Below are 17,677 nucleotides of genomic sequence, written 5' to 3'. Positions count from 1 at the left end.
CATGCGCTCGAGGTGGGGATTGATCCGGCGCGCCCGCGCCGCGCCGCGTCGCCGCAGCGGCGATGAGCGTTCGCGGGCGGGCGCGCGCCCCTTCAGGCGCGGAGAGAGTCGACGGCTCCGCCGGAGCTCAGCGGGGCGCCCCGGAGCCCTGCGCGCCGCCCGCGTTGCCGCTGCCCTGGCCCGGGCTCTGGGTGCCGGTGCCGGTGCCCGCGGTGCCACCCTTCTTGTTCTGCGAGCCCGTGGTGCCCGTCGTGCCCGTGGTGGGCGACTGCTGGCCGCTGCTCGTATCGCCCCGGAAGCCGCCGGGGGTCCCGGCGCCCGAGCCGGTCGCGCCGGTGCCCGAGCCGGGCGCGCTGCTGCCCGAGCCGGTCGCGCTGCTGCCCGAGCCGGTCGCGCTGCTGCCCGAGCCGGTCGCGCCGGTGCCGGTGCCGGTCAACCCGGGGCCCGAGCCGGTCGCGCCGGTGCCGGTCATCCCGCTGCCGTCGGTGCCGGTGCCTGCTGCGCCGGTGCCCGTGCTCGTCCCGGGGGCGCCCTGCCCGGTCCCCATGTCGCTGCCGGTTCCCATGCCGCCCGTCGAGGGCTGACCCAGGGGGCTGCCGGTCCCCGGAGCGCCGCTGGCCCCGGTGCCGCTGGCGTCCGACCCCCACGGCGACTGCGTTCCCGTGGTGCCCTGAGAGCCGCTGGCCCCGGACGGGCTCTGCGCAGGCTGCGAGTTGCTGGAGCACCCGATACCGCCGAGAGCGATCAAGGCCGAAAGCGCGACAGAGTGAACGAGATATCTCATGGATCGATCTCCTCGCCGCCGCCCGAGGCGGGCAAGCAGCGTTGAAGCGAGCCCCCCGGTCACGGAGGCTCGCTGAAGAACAACCGAAAGCCGTTGCGTGAGCGGAGCCGGCGCAATGCACGGCGCGAGCCAGCCTCATGGCGCCGCCGGAGAATCGGCAGCTACCTCGCTGTACTCCAGCGAGCTCTACCTTTCGTTCGTGTGGGGGCGCTCTGCCACAGGTGTGGCACGATGGCTGAGGCCGCGGCGCGACGGCAGGGCCGCAGGCGAGCTCAGCGGCAGCGCGCTGGCCTGGCGTACCGGCGCGCGCCCTCCCAGGCGGTCGCGCCCGTCTGCTCCTCCACGCTGAGCGACGTGATCAGCGGGTCCGGCGAGGTGTCCACGCGCACGGCCACCGACAGCGCGCCGTGCTCGCAGCGGAGGCCGAAGCGCGCCGACGTCGCGCTCTCCACCATGGCCGAGCCGTCGAGCGCGCACGCGCCCATGCGCGAGCCCACGTCGCGAAGCTCCTGCCGCAAGGTCGCGAGGTGATCCTCGGCGAACCAGCCAGGGCGGAGCCGGCGGTCGAGCAGGTCCGTCCGCGCGCGACCGATGACCGAGGCGACGGCCTGGGCCGCGCGGCGGACGGAGGGGGAGGGCGGGACGACGCGCGCGACCATCGCGCCGGTGCCCTGGAGCTTGCCGAGGACCTTCTCGTTGAGCGACTCGAGGTCGGCGCCGGCCACGTTGGCGAGCGAGACGACGCCGACGCCGCGCTCGGGCAGGAGGATCACCGAGGCGGAGAAGCCGTCGATGAGGCCGTTGTGGAAGACCACGTGGCCGAGGTCGCAGTCCTCGCGCACGTGCCAGCCGAGGCCGGGGCCGTCGGCGCCGCCGGCGGCCGGGAAGGCCGAGCCGTTGCGCGCCATCATGTGCGACTCGCGCACCGTGCTCCGCCGCAGCGCGCCCGTCTCGGGCGCGTCGCGCGCCGGCCAGGCGGCGAGCTGGAACCCGATGAAGCGGCCCATGTCGGAGAGGCTCGCGTAGAGCCCCGCTGTCGACTCGGAGGCCCCGAGCCGCCACGGCCGGATCGGCGTCACCGCGCCGCCCGCTCGCACGTGCGGCGACGCGAGCGAGGCGGACGGCACCTCTGCGCCGTCCCACGCGGCGTCGCGCATGCCGAGCGGCGCGAGCAGCGCGTCGTGCACGTAGCGCCTGTAGGGGACGCCCGCGGCGCGCCCGACGAGCAGCCCGAGGAGCGAGTAGCCCAGGTTCGAGTAGGACGTCTCGGTGCCCGGCGCGCTCTCGAGCCCGAAGCCGTCGAGCGTGGCGAGGATCTCGCGCTCGGTGACGTCGCGCGCCGTGGACGCCGGGGAGAACACGCCGAGCCGGGGCAGGCCGGAGCTGTGCGTGAGCAGGTCGCGCACCGTCATCGGCCGCGAGTCGCGCGTCGGGTAGACGACGCCGGCGAGCGCGGGCAGGTAGCGCGCCGCCGGGGCGTCGATCGACAGCCGCCCTTCGTCGCGGAGCCGCAGTATCGCCGCGGCGGTCAGCGCCTTCGTGATGGAGCCGATGCGGAAGCGCGTGTGCTCGTCGACCGCTCCGCCCAGCGCGACGTCCCGCACGCCGGTCACCTTCTGGATCGCGAGCTCCTCGTCGATGACGACGCCGAGCGCGAGGGCGGGCAGGCGCTCCCGCTCCGCGGCGCGCTGCGCCAGCCCCTGCACCTCGGCCGTTACCGAGCGCAGCCGCCGCCCGCGCTCCGGATCGAGGAAGCGCGGGGTCGGCGCGGGCTCGCTGGCGAAGCGCTGCAGGAGCGGCGCCGGGGCCGCGGCCTTCACGGCGCGCGGGGCGGGCGGGGCCGACGCGCATCCGCTCACGATCGGGAGCGCTCCGGAGAAGAAGGCGGCCGTCGCGAGGAGCACGGCGAGCTTGTTGTCAGGCGTCCTCAAGGCGGAACCATCATTATCGCTCCTCGATCGCGGTCCGACCAATCGAAAGGAGCCGACGCAGGATCTCCGCTTTCGATTTTTGCTTTTGCTTCGAGGGGTGACGGGAGGAGCGCCCTCGACGTGCGCCGGGGGCGCGTGTCTGCCAGGGTGCGTGACCCGCGCCCGCGCTCGTCGCGTCGTCGTGGCCGCGCGCGGTCCGGCGATTGCCCACGACGGTGCGCCGCATGTCGCGACTCCACACGTCCCCCCACAGCCGCGCGCATTGCTCCAGGGCGAGCGGGCGCCCTCGTCCGATCTGTCGGTGGACGCCCGCCGCTCGCGGCGGGGCGGCGGTCCGGCGGAGCGCGCTAGGCGCTGGCGAACCGCTCGCGGAAGGCGCGGTAGTTCGGCTGATCGTCGCCCCGGTCGTACACAGCGAAAACGACGCGCGAGAAAGCCCCGCGGAAGCGCGGGTGATCCAGCGCCTGCGCGAAGACGTCGGCGACCTCGCGCGGGTCGTTGCGGAAGACGCCGCACCCCCAGGCCCCGAGGACGAGGCACCGGTGCTCGTGCGCGCCCGCCGCGGCGAGCACCATGGCCGCGCGGCGCTCGAGGGTCGCGCGGATGTCCTGGTCCACCGACCCGTCCCGCCGGAGCGCCTCTCCGGCGTTCGGCGCGGGCATGGTGATGATCGACAGCGCGAAGGGCCGCTCCAGCAGCGCGTGCTGCTCGTCGCGGAAGAACGGCACTTCCGGCGCGTAGATGAGGTGGTCCGTGTACAGGAAGCTCCCCGAGGCGCGGTTCTGGTCGTAGTATTCGCGCTGCTCGACGAGGCACGCGTACAGCGCGGAGCACCTGGCGAGGTCCTCCTCCTGGGCCTTGGCCCCGCGCAGGAACCCGCCCCCGGGGTTCTTGGCCGACGCGAAGTTGAGCGCGACAACGCGGGCCTCGCCCTCCCGCTCGACCAGCCGCCGCCCCGCCGCCCCCGTGGTCTCCCCGGTGACCTCGATCACGGGCGGTCGATCGAGGCGCGCCTTCGGCTCCCACGCGTCGAGTGATCCGGGCCGGTAAAGCACGGTCCCCTTCACCGCGGCGAGCACGCGGTCGCGGATGTGGACCGTGGCGCCCGAGGGCGAGGTGTACTCTCCCCGACTCCCGATCTGCACGGTGTCGGCGGCGACGCTGGTGAGCTTCATCGCGCAAGGATTGGCGAGCCGCGGCCCATCGTCCAGCGAAGCGCGCGCGGCGGCGCGATCTCCGGCCGCCACCTTCCAGGAGACCGGCGGGCCGCCAGCGCCGGCGGGCCGTCAGCGATGCACGGTGAAGCGCGCCCACGGCCCGTCTCGCGCCACGAGGGCGAGCCGCTCGCTCGCGAGCAGCGCGGGCGAGGGCGAGCGCCGGCGTGGGCGGCCTGTTCGGTTCCCACGCCCTCTACTTCTACGCGCTCTCCGCCGCGCCGCCCGTGCAGGTCAGCCTGATCGCGTACCTCTGGCCGCTGCTCATCGCGCTGCTCTCGGCGCGACCGCGCGGGTCGGGCAGGGTCGACAGGACGATACTTGTATTGACAATCAATTCCTCCGCGCTACGCTCGGTCCACGATGCGCGACCAGTTCACGGCCGACGGCGGGATCATCCTCGACAACGCGCTCGGCTACTGGGTGTCGCGCGTGTACCTCGCGTCCCGCGCCGCGATGTACCGGCGCTTCCGCGCGCACGGCGTCGAGATCACGCCCGAGCAATGGATGGTGCTCGTCCGGCTGTGGGAGCAGGAGGGCGTCACGCAGACGCACCTCGCCGACCGCACCTTCCGGGACGTGCCCACGATGAGCCGCATCCTCGCGCTCATGGAGCGCGACGGGCTTGTCGCGCGCCGCCAGGACCCGACGGACCGGCGCGCCCGGCTCGTGTACCTGACAGCGCACGGGCGAAAGCTCCGCAAGGCGCTGTCGAGCGAGGCCATGGCCCTGGTCGACGCGCTGCGCGCCGGCATCCCGGAGGACGACCTCCTCACGACCCGGCGCACGCTGCAGCGCCTCCTCGCGAACCTCGAGCCCGAGGGCTGAGCGCGGCGCCGCACCTCGCCCCGGCGCCTCGACGTCCAGTTGCTTGTATTGACAACCATTGACCCCGAGGAGACCCACCCATGAGCCTGCCCGCTGCTGCTCCCGCGCGCTCCGTCGCTTCCCCCCACTTCCCCGCCCACACGCTCGACACGGCGCCTGCGGCGGCGCGCCCCGCGCTGGCGCAGATCGCGCAGAAGTTCGGCTTCCTGCCGCTGCCCGTGGCCCGCTTCGCGACCTCGCCGCTCCTGGTGCGCGCCTTCGACGAGCTCAAGGCCCTCTTCGAGGGGGCGACGCTCTCGCCGGTGGAGCGCGAGGTCGTGGTGATGGTGGTCGCGGCCGAGAACGGCTGCGATCTCTGCCGCGCGATGCACCGCGGGCTCCTCCTCCGCGCGGGCGCGCCGCCCGCGGTCGCCGCCGCGCTGTTCGAGCGAGCGCCGGTGCCCGACGCGCGCCTCCAGGCGCTGGCGGGGTTCACCGAGGCGGCGCTGCGCGAGCGCGGTCAGGTCCCGGACGCCGAGCTCGACGCGTTCGTCCAGGCCGGCTTCACCGCCGAGCAGGCCCTCGAGGTGATCGTCGGCATCGCCGCCTTCACCCTGTCGACGTTCGCGAACCGGATGACCCGCAGCCACGCGCTGCGCTGACGCGCCCGGCGTCGCCGGCGCTCGCAGCTCCCCGCGCCCGCGCGCTCCTCAACCGCGGCGCCTCGTCACGCGCGGCGCCGGGCGGGCGCCTCGTCGCCGTCGAGGCCCGCTGTCGCGCTCGGCGTCGCGAACACCCCCCGCACGTCGTCGGCCGGCGCCCACAGCCCGGCGCACATCAGCGCGCCCCCCGTGATCTCGGGCGGCGACGTCGGCCGCGCCTGCACCTCGTCCGCGTGCACGCACACGTTGACGTGCACGCGCGCGTCCGCCCCGTCGCGTCGGTCCAGCGCCTCGTGCAGCGCCGTCGCGAACTCGATCGCCGCGCGCCGCTCGCTGTGCTGCTCGGCCGCGTCCGCCGGCAGCAGGCGCACCCCGAGCACCTCGTTGCCGGTGGTCGAGGCCAGGATGAACCCCGCGCTCGAGAGCTGCGACTCGGCCATGTCGAGCACCTGCCCGATGTCGGCCGCGAGCCCCTCGTCGAGCTCGTCGGAGCCGCGCGTCCGGATCTCCAGGTACACCGCCACCGCCGGCATCGTCGGGTCGGGCCCGCTCTGCACCCCCGACGCGGGCTCGCCGATCGCCTCCCGGAGCGCGCGCACCAGCTCTTCCACCGAGCTGAACCGCCGCTCCCGCCGCTTCTCCATGCAGCGAAGCACCACCGCGTCGAGCTCGAGAGGAAGCGGGACCCGCAAGCTCGGGGGCATCGGCGGCTCCTCGAGGTGCTTGCGAACCATCTCGTCCATATCGTGTGTATGGAAGGGTAGCCTCCCCACCAGCATGCGGTGGAGGAGCACGCCGAGCGCATAAACATCCACCCGAGCATCGATGGGGCCGCCCAGGATCTGCTCCGGCGCCATGATCGATGGCGTCCCGGGCATTCTTCCGGCGGTCGTCAGCCAGGTCTGGCCCTCCTCGGGCCCCATCAGCTTTGCGATACCGAAGTCGAGCAGCTTCACGGTGCGCGGCTTGCCGGAGCAGATGAAGATGTTGCTCGCCTTGACGTCGCGGTGGATGATCCCCGCGGCGTGCGCGGCCCCGAGCGCCGCACAGATGGGCTCGAACAGATCCAGCGCTTCCCGGGGCGCGAGCCGCGTCTCGGCCCTGATCAGCGCGTCGAGCGTCTGCCCCTCGAGGCGCTCCATCGCATAGAAGGGCTGGTGGTTGTCCATCTCACCTACTTCGTAAATTTCTACGATGTTGGGGTGGGAGATGAGCTGCAAGGCTTCGATCTCGCGAGCGAATCGCTCGACCACACGGCGAGAGTGGGCTACCGCCTCGCTCAGCACCTTCACCGCGGCGGGCCGCCCGGATCGGGCGTGCCTCGCTCCATAGACAACGCCGCAACCGCCGCGCGCGATGAATCCCTCGAGGAGATAGTCGCCGGCGACGGTGCCCGGCGCGAGCTCGCCGCGGGCGCTGGCCCTCTCGACATCGGAAAACGGCCTCGTCTCGTCTTCTTTCGTCATCTCCCCTCACCGCGCGCCGCGTCAAGGTCTGCCGCGCGCGCCGCTGTTTCGCTCGCGCGCGATCTTGGGTGAACCGGTATATGCAGGAGCGTTTCCAAATGGTAACTTAAACTTGGCCGCTACTCGACACTGAAACGCTGGGACCGTCGATGAAAGGGGGAACCAAGATGTTCCTTTGCTGTACGCGGACTGTTGCGCTGCTCGCAATACCTCTGGTTACTACCGCCTGCATCGGGGCCGAGATCGACGAACAACCGGACGAATTGATAGAGGAGGCCGAGGGAGCAGTCGTCGTCGGGAATAGCCTGATTGCCAACAGGCTGGCATTGAACGCGCTCACGCAGACCGCCCTCACGCCGCTCACGCTCAGCCAGGGCGCGCTGACCCCGGGCTCCCTCAGCTGGAGCTCGCGCGCGGCCATCCAGAATCCGGGAACCGACGGCGCCCTGTCAAGGGAGCTCCTGCGGTACGTCGTGAGCTGCGCGCTCAGGCCGGACCAGTCGTTCTCGTTCTCGTGGACCGACAGCGGCGGGGTCAGCCACGCGGAGACCTACGCCGGCAACCTCGGGATCGCGGACTGGTGGGCCTACGGTCCGCTGAGCGATCCCTACTTCCAGCGCTGGATCTCGGCGTGCCTCGCATCGCGGACGAACTGGTACGGCGTCTCGGTGAACATCTCCCTGCGCGGCACCCAGACCCCGCTGGCCTCGCCAGCGGCGGAGCGCTCGGCCTACACGGTGAGAGAGGGCGCGTTCTGGGGCAACGTGTTCAGCTCGACGCCCTATCTGCGCTCCTGTCACGCGCCCGAGGGCATCCACCGCGCGCGGAGCATGATGCGAGATTGTGCGGCAGGTCACCTCACCACCGATCCGGCGACCGGGGGGACGGTCACGCAGGCGTGTGGTCCTATCGCGCTCACGGGCTCGTGCGATACGATCTGCAACCGCGAGCCCGATGCAATCGGCGGCTACTACTCCCGATGTCTCGACAATCCCGCGACCTCGTCCACGGCGTACTCGGAAGTGGTGATCACGTCGTTCTTGCCCCCGTAGGATCGAGCATGCGCGTCGAGGCCCCCCGAGGCGAGGAGCCGGACGGCGCGCCGGTCGAGGGCCGGCGCTGCCCGTCGTGCGGGCGGAGGAACCAGGGCTCGTGTCCCGAGTGCCCGGCGCACCATCGGCCGCTGCCGTATGACGCGACGGTGCTCGACATCACCGAGGTCGTCCCTGTCGCGCTGCCCCGCTTCGCCGGCTACCTGACCCTCAGGATCCTGGGGCAGGGCGGCTTCGGCACCGTCTTCGAGGCCGAGCCCGAGGGCGGCGGGGCGCCGGTGGCCATCAAGCTCGCGCGCGCCGATCGCCGCGGGGCAGGGCTGCGCCTGCGCCGCGAGATCGACGCGCTCCTGGCCGTGGGCGCCCCCTGCGTGCCGGCCGTGCACGCGTGGGGCGCGCTGGACGACGGCTCGCCGTACGCGGTGCTCACGCGCGTCGCGGCGCCGACGCTCGCCGCCCGCCTCGCCGCCCGCCCGGCGCCGCGCGTCGACGAGGCGGCGCGGCTCGGCCTCGCGACGCTCGCGGCCCTCGATGTCGTCCACGGGCGCGGGTACGTGCACTGCGACCTCAAGCCCGAGAACATCTTCGTCGACGGGGCAGGGGAGGCGACCCTCATCGACCTCGGCATCGCCCGCGTCGTGGGGCGGCGAGGCGCCGCCGAGGACGAGGATCTCGCCCTCGGGACGGCGGAGTACATGGCGCCGGAGCAGTCCGCCGGGCGCGCGGACCTCGACGCGCGCGCCGACATCTACGCGATGGGCGTCATCCTCTACGAGCTCTTCGCCGGCCGGCCGCCGTTCTGGGGGCCGCGCGCGGCGGTGCTCGAGGACCACAGGAGCCGCAGGCCCCCGCGCCTGTCCTCGCGCGCGGCCGTGCCGAGGGCGATCGAGGACGTGGTGCACCGCTGCCTGGCCAAGGACCGGGGCGAGCGGTTCGCCAGCGCGACCGAGCTCCGCGCCGCGCTGGAGCTCGCGCTCGAGGACGAGGTGGCGGCGAGCGAGCGCGGCCGGCCGCGGGCGGCGGGCGGCGCCACGCGCCGCGCGGCGGGGCTGCTGTTCTTCGAGGGCGCTGCCGATCGCGCGGTCGTGCAGCGCCGGGTCCGGGCGCTCGGCGGCGAGCTCGCGCACGCCTCCGGCTCGCGCTACGCGGCTGTCTTCGGCCACGAGGGCGCGGCGAGCCCCGCGCGCCACGCGCAGCGCGCGGCCGACGAGCTCCTGCGGGAGGGGCTTTGCGAGCGGGTCCTGATCGATCTCGCGCCCGTCTCGGTCCAGGTCCGGCCGGGCGGCGCGACGCGCTTCCTGAGCCCGCTCTTCTCGCGCGCCGAGCGGTGGCCCGCGGCGTCCGGGCCGACGGGGCCGTTCCTCACGCCCGCGGCCGCGGCGGCGCTCCCCGAGGCGCCCGCCGCGGCGGAGGACGAGCTCGCGTGCGCGCCGACGCTCGGCTCCGTCGGCGCGGTGCGCGACACGACGGATCCCGGCGCGTTCATCGGCCGCCGCAAGGTCCTCGAGCAGCTCGTCCGCGCCGCCGAGGAGGCGGTCCGCCTCAAGCAACCCACGGTCGTGTCCGTGCTCGGCGAGCCCGGGTACGGGAAGAGCCGCCTCTTCGCCGAGCTCGGCAAGAAGGTCCGGGAGCTCTTTCCCCAGGCCAAGGTGATCGATCTCCGCGCGCAGGAGCCCACGAGCGGCGCCGAGGACGCGACGCTCCAGGAGCTCGTGCGCGAGGCGCTCAACGTCCCCGACGCGCCCCCGCAGAGCGCCGCCCGCGCGGTGATCGAGGAGCGGCTCGGCCTCGCGCTCGGCGAGGAGCTCGGCGCGGGGCTGGCGATGGCGCTCGGGTGGGTGGACGAGCGGACGGGCAGCGATGTCTTCCCCGAGATCGAGGCGCTCAGGGCCGCGCCGGGCGCGCTCCGCTCGGCGCGCATCCGGGCGGCCGGCGAGTGCCTGCGCCGGCGCGCGGCCTCCGCGCCGGTGCTCGTCCTCCTCGACGACGCGCAGTTCGCGCACGACGCGACGCTCGCGACGCTCGAGTACGCGGCGCTCGCGGACGGGGCCGCGCCGCTGTGGATCTGCGCGATGGGGCGCCCGGCCTTCGCCGAGGCGCACCCCTCCTGGGGCGAGCGGGCGGCGCGGCGCGAGGTCGTCCGGCTCGGCGCCCTGGACGCCGAGAGCGCGCGGGCGCTGTGCCGCCGGCTGCTCCTGCCGGCGCGGGACGTGCCGGAGCAGGCGATCGATCGCCTGCTCGAGCGCTCGCAGCAGGTGCCGCTGCTCCTCGTGGAGCTCGTGCACGGGCTCAAGCGGGAGGGGATCCTGCGCCGGCACCCGCGGGGCAACGCGTGGTACCTGGCGACCGACGAGCTCGATCGCCTGCCCACGCTGCCGCTGCTCGATCCGCTGGCGCAGGGGGAGATCGCGGCGCTCGGGCCGGCGCTCGGCGCTCACGCGCGGCTCGTGGCGCTGCTCGGCGCCGAGGTGTTGCTCGACGAGATCGCGGGCGTGCTGGACCACCTGGACCGGCGCGGCGAGGGCGCGGCCTTCCCCCTCGACGCGCGGGTCGGGACCGAGCGCCTTGTCAGGGCGGGCGTGCTCGTCGCCGATCGGAAGGGCCGGCTCGGCTTCCGGCACGCGCTGATGCGGGAGGCGATCGCGCACGGCGTCGCCGAGGCCGTGCGGCGGAGCATCCACGTCGCGGCCTACGAGCACCACCGGCAGGCGGCCCACGAGAGCCGGGAGCAGCGGTGGTTCAAGATCTCGCACCACGCCGCCGAGGCGGGGCTCGCGGCGGTCGCGGAGGAGGCCTACCTGGAGCTCGCCGAGCGGGCGAGGGCGCGCCACGTCTATGTCGAGGCGGAGCTCCACTACAGCCGCGCGCTCGCGCAGCCGATCGAGGGGCGCGGCGCGCGGCGCAGGGCGGCGTACAGGGGCCGGGGGCTGATGCGCTACCGGCTCGGCCGCTACCACGACGCGCTCGGCGATCTCGAGCGCGCGCGGGCGATGGCTGTCGAGGAGGGCGACAGGATCGAGCAGATCGAGATCCTGCTCGACGAGGCCACGGCGCTCGACTGGATGAGCGACTACGGGCGGTCGAGGGAGCGGGTGGAGCAGGCGAGGGAGCTCGCGCAGGGCGAGCTGCCGCCGGCGCTCACGGCGCGCCTGTCGATGGGGGTGGGGCGCTCGCTCATCCACGAGGGCCGCGAGGACGCGGCGGCGCCGCCGCTCGAGGACGCGGCGGCGCAGGCCGAGGCCGTCGGCGACGACGGCTACGAGACGCTGGTGATCTCGCTGCTGCTCCTCGGCTTCGTCTATCCAGGGCTGGGCAAGCTGGACCAGGCGGGGGCCGTCCTGGAGCGGGCGATCCGGATGTGCGAGGCGCGCGGCGATCGCCTGCACCTCGGGTCGGCGATCAACAGCCGGGCGCTCCTGCGCGCGTGTCTCGGGGACCATGAGGGCATGATCCTGGACACGTGCCGCCTGCTCGCCCTCTCACGCGAGCTCGGCCTGGGGACGATGGAGCTCGTGGGGGAGTTCAACCTCGGCGAACATTTCTACCTGATGGGCAACCTGGACATCGCGATGTCCCATGTGGAGCGGGCCGTGTCCCTCGAGCGCCAGCAGAGGGGGGACGAGGCGCGGGCGGTTGTGCAGCTCCTGCTCGCGAGGGTGCTCCTGTACCGGGGCGAGGAGACAAGGGCGCGGGAGATCATCGAGACGATCCGGAGCCAGCAGGAGAGGGCCGCCGCGGAGGGGCGCGGGGGCATGGAGATGGGCCCGTCGGAAGAGGTGCAGTGGTCGATGATCGACCTGTCGACGCGGGAGGCGGGCGACGAGGCGTGGGACGAGCTCGAGGAGCGGTCGGCGCGGTTCTCGGTGGGGCAGGAGCAGATCGAGGTCATCGAGGCGCGGGCGCGGGCGTGCGCGCGGCGCGGCCGCCACGCCGAGGCGCGCGCGGCGATCGAGCGGGCGATCGAGGCCGCCGGGAGGATCCCCAACGTGATGCGGGAGCGGCTCGAGCGGCAGCGGGGGAGCCTGCCCGCCTCCAGCCGCTAGACGGGGAGGAGCTCGGCGCGGCCGTGGTCGAGCGCGCGGCGCCGGAGCCGATCGGCGCGCGCGCCTCGGCGTGGCGGCGAGGGCGTCGGTCGGGGTGCCGCTCCACGCCTGGCTCGCTGCTCCCGGCACGCCGCGCACGCGGGGTCCCGCCCGTCGAGACGGCCTTGACACGGTCCTCCCGGCTCGTGCTACGGATCCCCCCAAGCCACCCGACGCTGCGATGGCGGCCCGGCTTGCGCCGGTCCGTAGAGCGTCCCTGGTGGCCTGCGCGACCCGAGACCACCGGGACGACCTTCGAGGTCGCCGAGGCTCGGTGAAACATGGCTGGGACGAAGAGCGCGCCCACGACGCTGCCCCTGCTCACGTTCGTTCTGCGCAACTACAAGAACTTCAACGCCCGCGCGACGCGCGACGCGCTCCTCGCCTACTGGGAGCACATCGAGCGCGGGGGGAAGATGTTCTGGGCCGTGGCCGGGGCGATGTCTTCGGCCCAGCTCGGCATCACGCTGGCGCCCGCCATCCGCGCCGGGCTCATCCATGGCATGTCGGTGACAGGCGCCAACCTGGAGGAGTCGCTGTTCCGCCTCGTCGCGCATGACGGTTACCGCGACTTCCCCGACTACCGCTATTTCAACAAGCAGGACGACACGCGGATCCTCGAAAACCGGATGCGGCGCGTGACCGACACAAGCATCCCCGAGGACGAGGCTTTCCGCGCGGTGGAGAAGCACATCGTCCCGATGTGGGAGCGGGCGACGGCGCGCGGCGAGCGGCGCTTCTGGCACGAGTACTTCTACGAGCTGGTCCGGGCGGTCGAGCCCGCGCTCCACCGCGGACCGCCCGAGGAGTGCTGGTTGCTCGCCGCCGCGGAGGCCGGGCTGCCGCTGGTGGTCCCGGGGCACGAGGACTCGACCTTCGGCAACATCTTCGCTTCCTACGTGAAGCGGGGCGAGTGCAGCGCGAGCAGCGTGAAGTCGGGTATCGAGTACATGGCCGAGCTCTACGATCAGTACCGCGCGCTCAGCGCAGGCGCGGGCGTGGGGTTCTTCCAGATCGGCGGGGGCATCGCGGGGGACTTCCCCATCTGCGTGGTGCCGTCGCTCAAATACGATCTCGGCGAGCCGGCCCGGCCCTGGGCCTACTTCTGCCAGATCTCCGACTCGACGACGTCCTACGGCTCGTACTCCGGCGCCACGCCGAACGAGAAGATCACGTGGGACAAGCTGACCGCGGACACACCCATGTTCGTGATCGAGTCGGACGCCACCATCGTGGCGCCGCTCCTGCTCGGAGCGCTGCTCGAGTGCAAGAGCCACCCGGCCGAGGCTCGGGCCATCATCGAGTCGCGCGGCGCGTGAGCGTCGGCGGCTCTCCTTACCCTGAAGCGAGGTTGCAAGACGATGAGCAAGAAGAAGGTCCTGATCACGGGCGGCGCGGGCTTCCTCGGGATCAATCTGGTGCGGCACCTGCTCGAGCGCGGCTATGAGGTCACGTCGCTCGATCTCCTGGACTTCGACTACCCCGAGCGGTCAAGCATCCATGAGGTGCGCGGCGACATCCGCGACGCAGCGGTCGTCGACGCGGCCATGAAGGGGCAGGACTTCGTCGTGCACACGGCGGCGGCGCTGCCCCTGTACACGCCGGAGGAGATCTACACGACCGACGTGATCGGCACGCGCGTGATCATGAGCGCCGCGCGCCGCCACGGCGTCGAGCGCGCCGTGCACATCTCCTCCACGGCCGTGTACGGCATCCCCGACCACCACCCGCTCAGCGAGGACGACCGGCTCGACGGCGTGGGCCCGTACGGGCAAGCCAAGATCCAGGCCGAGCTCGTGTGCCTGGAAGAGCGCGGCCGGGGGCTCGTCGTGCCCATCATCCGGCCCAAGTCCTTCATCGGTCCTGAGCGGCTCGGGGTCTTCGCCCTGCTCTACGACTGGGCGCTCGACGGCAAGGGCTTCCCCATGATCGGCGACGGCAAGAACCGCTATCAGCTCCTCGACGTGGCCGACCTCTGCGAGGCGATCTACCTGTGCCTGACGAAGGAGGCGTCGGTCGTCAACGACACCTTCAACATCGGCGCGAAGGACTTCACCACCATGGGAGAGGACTACCAGGCGGTGCTCGACGCGGTGGGCAAGGGCAAGAAGATCGTGCCCTTCCCGGCGGCGCCGGCGGTGCTCGGCCTGCGCGCGCTGGAGGCGATGGGCGTGTCGCCGCTCTACAAGTGGGTCTACGAGACGGCGTCGAAGGACTCGTTCGTGTCGATCGAGAAGGCCGAGCGGGTGCTCGGGTTCACGCCGAGGTACTCGAACAAGGACGCGCTGGTGCGCAACCTCGAGTGGTACCAGGCGCACCGGAGCGAGTTCGAGAGCCGCTCGGGCGTGACCCATCGCGTGCCCTGGAAGCAGGGCGCGATCGGCCTGCTGAAGGCGTTCTTCTGACCGGCGCGGCGCCGAGTGCCTGCAGCGATGAGCGGCGCACAGGGGCGCGAAGCGACCCGCGCGACATCGTGTCGCAGGGCCCTGGCGAGCCGGTGACGCTAGCCTGTTGCGCCATGATCCAGCGAGAGCTCGGCGGCGCCGCGAATGCCACGGTCCGTTCCCCTCATGGCGCGCGCGAGGTGAGCTCGCCTCTGCGCCTCCGGCCCCTGCGGAGCCCGCGCTGGCGCCGCGCGGCGGCGCTGGCCGTCGCCGTCGCGGGCGTGGCGCTCAGCGGCAGGGCCGAGCCCGCGACGCCCGGCCAGCCCGCGGCCGAGCTCGTCGACTCGGCCCCGGCGCCCGGCGAGAAGGGGCTCGCGGCGCGTCTGCTCGCGCCTTGTTGCTGGGATCAGACGCTCGATGTCCACGAATCGGAGGTGACGCGCGATCTTCGTCGCGAGATCCGCGCCCGTCTCCGTCGGGGAGAGTCCGCCGACGCCATCGAGCAGGACCTCGTCGGGCGTTATGGGGAGCGCATCCGCGCGGCGCCCTCGTCGGGCGTCCTCGGCAAGGTCGCGCTGGGCCTGATGCTGGGTATCGCGGTGTCCTTCCTCGGGGTGCTCGTCTTGCTGCGATCGTGGCGGCGCAGCGCCGCGCAGCCCGCCTCGTCCAGCGTCGCCGTCGCGGCGGCCGCTCGCGACGCGTACGACGAGCGCCTGGACGACGAGCTGCGGGAGCGCGAGGCATGAGCGTAGACGTCGTCGGGCGCCGGTGCCGCGGCCGGGTCGATCCGCTCGTCCGGCTCGCACCCCGACATCTCGCTTGACCTGGGCGGCGTCGAGCCTCGCTGGCCCCGGATCACCGAGGAGCGCGCCGGCGCCCTGGCGCATGATCTGCCGGACGTTCGTCACGATGAAGAGCACGTCGCGGCCGAGGCGGTCGATGTCCGTCACGATCACCATGTCGCCGCGGCGGACGTCGGCCGCGCGCGACAAGCAGCGCGCCGCCGAGGAGCGCGAGCCACGTCGCCGGCGCGCCGGACGGCGGAGGGCTGCCCGCGACGCGGCAGTCACAGCCGCCGTCCCCGCCGGGGAACCCGCCGGCGCTGCCCCACGAGGGCCGTGCCCCGCCCGATGAGCCCGCCGTGCCCGACGCCGTCGCGCTCGACGAGGCCACGCTCGACCCCGTCGCACCGCCGCCGCCTTCACCGCCTGGACAACCCCCGTGCGCGAACGGCCCGGCCTCCGTCGGGCAGTGGTCATCCAGGTCGCCCACGAAGTCGTTGTCGTCGTCCGCGTCGCAGTCGTCCCCCACGCCGTCTCCATCCGCGTCGGCCTGGGCAGGGTTCGCCGTGGCCTTGCAGTTGTCGCAGTCATCCCCCACGCCGTCGGCGTCGGTGTCGGTCTGATCCGGGTTCGGGACGGCAGGACAGCTATCCACGCCGTCGATCACGCCGTCGCCGTCGGAGTCGACGACATCCTCGTCGCAGGCGTCGCCGAGCCCGTCCTCGTCCGAGTCCCCCTGACCCGGATTGGCCGCTCGCGGGCAGTTGTCCGCGTCGTTGTGGACGCCGTCCCCGTCGTCGTCGATATCGCACGCGTCGCCGACGCCGTTCGCGTCGGAGTCCGCCTGATCGGGGTTCTGCGTGCGAGGGCAGTTGTCGCCCACGACAACGCCGTCGCCGTCGCCGTCGACGGCGCCGGGCGTCGGCGCGGCGCACGCGGCCCAGGTCGACGACAAGGGCTCTCCGGTCTCGACCGCGCCCGTCACCCCGTTTCCCCCGCTCGCCGGCTGGGCGCCCTCGGTGAGGTCCAGCCGGCAGCTCCCGCCGTCGGCGGACAGCGGCGCGTGCAGCGCGACGTCATCCGCCGCGTCGGCCAGGTAGGCGCTCCGCGCGGTCCCCGCGTCCGGCCCGTCGATCGATTCACCCGTCTTGTCGACAGGGACATTCGGCCCCGTCGCGCCATAAAATACGTAATCGATGTCCTTCACGAGATCGCTCACGCCGTCCCAGGCAAACAGGATGAGACACTCATGGTCGTTCGTCAGCCCGCGCGTCGCGCCCACCGAGCCAGCGAGCGGCTCCCGCATGTCGGGCACCGAGGCGGCCGACCTGCTCTCCCCCTGACCGAAGGTGCCTGCGCTGTAGATCTCATAGGTAGGGTGCGAGCCCCAGCCCGTGAACGCCCTCGTCTCCCCGCACCCCATGCGAAAGCACTCCGCGCCCCCGAGCGACACAGTCTGGACCTCGCCCGGGCCGATCCTGGCCCCGTCCGGGAAGCGCACCAGGAAATCATTCGTGTTCGGGAGCGAGGGGCTCTCTGCGACGATCTCGTAATAGTATCGGTAGTCGGCGAGATAGACATCGGACAGGTCGACCGGGGCGCGGCCCGGGTTGTAGATCTCCACGAACTCCGCTGCCGTCGGGTGGACGCGGAGCTCCGTCAGGAGCAGCTTCGCGGGGCTCGACACCCGCGCGCGCATCCGGCCGTGGAGCGCGTCGAGCTCCAGCGTGACGACCTGCCCCGCCGCGGCGCTGAACGCCCCGCTCGAGGCGTCCTGCGGGGCGTAGCTCCAGCCGTTCGCCCCGAGCTTCGTGCTCGGGGCGCCCTGCGCCGCGAACTTGAAGAGCGCGCCGGGGAGCGGCTTCGGGGCCACGAAGCGGTACGTATGGACATGATCGCCCGCGACGCGATCGCCGAGGCGACCGTCGTCGCGCGCGACCGTGATCGTCGAGGTCGAGCTCCAGTTGGCGTCGCCGACGGCGCTCTGCCAGTCTCCGACCGCGACCCACACCTGGGGGGCGCCCTCCGCGTTCATCGCGGCGCTGCGCGAGTCGGAGGTCGATTCGGTCGCCGGCAAGAACCCCTGTGCGGTCAGGTCGCGTGTGTCGTAATAAAAGGTGACATCGTGGGGCGCCGACCCGCCGGCCAGCGTGAAACGCAGGTTGTCGCCGGTGGCCGTACCCGCGCCGCCGTCGCGGAGGTCGACGCCGTTGCGCGAGATCTTGTACTCGACCGCTCCCCGCGCCGCGAACGAGACGATCGCCGTGAAGATGCCGTCCCGCGCCGCCGCGTCCGGGGCCACCCCGTCGTCGCGCAGGGGGGCGCCGGCGCGCGCGTCCCACGCGCCGAGCTCCGGCGCAGAGCCGGTCACCGTCGGCAGGGCGAGCGCCGTCTTGGCCAGGAGCGAGAGCAAGACGAAGCTGAGACCGACCGATGAACGGCGTCGTCGCACGTGGCCACCTCGGTGCCGGGGCGAAAGTTCCGGACGAGTGAACCCTAGCGCAGGACGGGCG

11 protein-coding genes and 2 pseudogenes are annotated in these 17,677 nt (G+C 73.1%); 8 read left to right on the top strand and 5 right to left on the bottom strand.

Annotation, left to right across the window (positions count from 1 at the left end; all coding sequences use genetic code 11):
* Positions 1-127: 127 nt before the first annotated feature.
* From WMF42_RS28535 to WMF42_RS28525, 3 genes are all read right to left on the bottom strand, one after another.
* Positions 128-784 (bottom strand): hypothetical protein, encoded by a 657-nt coding sequence (locus WMF42_RS28535; RefSeq protein WP_437686056.1) that lies wholly within the window; start codon positions 782-784, stop codon positions 128-130.
* 272 nt (positions 785-1,056) lie between these two features.
* Complete coding sequence (locus tag WMF42_RS28530) at positions 1,057-2,715, bottom strand: serine hydrolase domain-containing protein (protein ID WP_437686054.1); 1,659 nt, start codon at positions 2,713-2,715, stop codon at positions 1,057-1,059.
* A 347-nt stretch (positions 2,716-3,062) separates the two neighbouring features.
* Positions 3,063-3,890 (bottom strand): TIGR02452 family protein, encoded by an 828-nt coding sequence (locus WMF42_RS28525; RefSeq protein ID WP_437686052.1) that lies wholly within the window; start codon positions 3,888-3,890, stop codon positions 3,063-3,065.
* 167 nt (positions 3,891-4,057) lie between these two features.
* On the opposite strand from WMF42_RS28525, the pseudogene WMF42_RS28520 reads away from it, so the two are divergent.
* The 3 genes and pseudogenes from WMF42_RS28520 to WMF42_RS28510 form a co-directional block, all read left to right on the top strand.
* Positions 4,058-4,234: pseudogene (locus WMF42_RS28520) on the top strand (DMT family transporter); the annotation flags it as partial.
* A gap of 58 nt (positions 4,235-4,292) precedes the next feature.
* A complete protein-coding gene (locus WMF42_RS28515) occupies positions 4,293-4,757 on the top strand; it encodes a MarR family winged helix-turn-helix transcriptional regulator (RefSeq protein ID WP_061610883.1) in 465 nt (154 codons plus the stop codon).
* An 80-nt stretch (positions 4,758-4,837) separates the two neighbouring features.
* On the top strand, positions 4,838-5,398 hold the full coding sequence (locus WMF42_RS28510) for a carboxymuconolactone decarboxylase family protein (RefSeq protein WP_437686050.1): 561 nt from the start codon (positions 4,838-4,840) through the stop codon (positions 5,396-5,398).
* 65 nt (positions 5,399-5,463) lie between these two features.
* Here the strand turns inward: WMF42_RS28510 and WMF42_RS28505 are convergent, their stop codons facing one another.
* Positions 5,464-6,864 carry a serine/threonine-protein kinase gene (locus WMF42_RS28505; protein ID WP_437686048.1) on the bottom strand — a complete coding sequence of 467 codons (1,401 nt, stop codon included), beginning with the start codon at positions 6,862-6,864 and terminating at the stop codon, positions 5,464-5,466.
* A gap of 326 nt (positions 6,865-7,190) precedes the next feature.
* On the opposite strand from WMF42_RS28505, the gene WMF42_RS28500 reads away from it, so the two are divergent.
* From WMF42_RS28500 to WMF42_RS28480, 5 genes are all read left to right on the top strand, one after another.
* A complete protein-coding gene (locus WMF42_RS28500) occupies positions 7,191-7,916 on the top strand; it encodes a hypothetical protein (protein WP_437686046.1) in 726 nt (241 codons plus the stop codon).
* 8 nt (positions 7,917-7,924) lie between these two features.
* Entirely contained in the window at positions 7,925-11,959 is a 4,035-nt protein-coding gene (locus WMF42_RS28495; protein ID WP_437686044.1) for a protein kinase domain-containing protein, read from the top strand.
* 320 nt (positions 11,960-12,279) lie between these two features.
* Positions 12,280-13,317 (top strand): deoxyhypusine synthase family protein, encoded by a 1,038-nt coding sequence (locus WMF42_RS28490; RefSeq protein ID WP_061610221.1) that lies wholly within the window; start codon positions 12,280-12,282, stop codon positions 13,315-13,317.
* A gap of 42 nt (positions 13,318-13,359) precedes the next feature.
* Positions 13,360-14,403, top strand: coding sequence for an NAD-dependent epimerase/dehydratase family protein (locus tag WMF42_RS28485; RefSeq protein WP_434041751.1), 1,044 nt, complete (start codon positions 13,360-13,362; stop codon positions 14,401-14,403).
* Between the two features lie 113 nt (positions 14,404-14,516).
* Complete coding sequence (locus WMF42_RS28480) at positions 14,517-15,128, top strand: cytochrome c-type biogenesis protein (RefSeq protein WP_233562002.1); 612 nt, start codon at positions 14,517-14,519, stop codon at positions 15,126-15,128.
* A 238-nt stretch (positions 15,129-15,366) separates the two neighbouring features.
* Here WMF42_RS28480 and WMF42_RS28475 read toward each other — a convergent pair.
* A pseudogene (locus WMF42_RS28475) lies at positions 15,367-17,535 on the bottom strand (thrombospondin type 3 repeat-containing protein); the annotation flags it as partial.
* Positions 17,536-17,677 lie beyond the last annotated feature (142 nt).

Origin of the sequence: Sorangium sp. So ce176 (assembly GCF_051519835.1) — a bacterium.
Taxonomy (GTDB): Bacteria; Myxococcota_A; Polyangia; order Polyangiales; family Polyangiaceae; genus Sorangium; species Sorangium cellulosum_G.
Note: the sequence above shows the minus strand (reverse complement) of the source record. Positions and strands in the feature narration are given on the sequence as shown.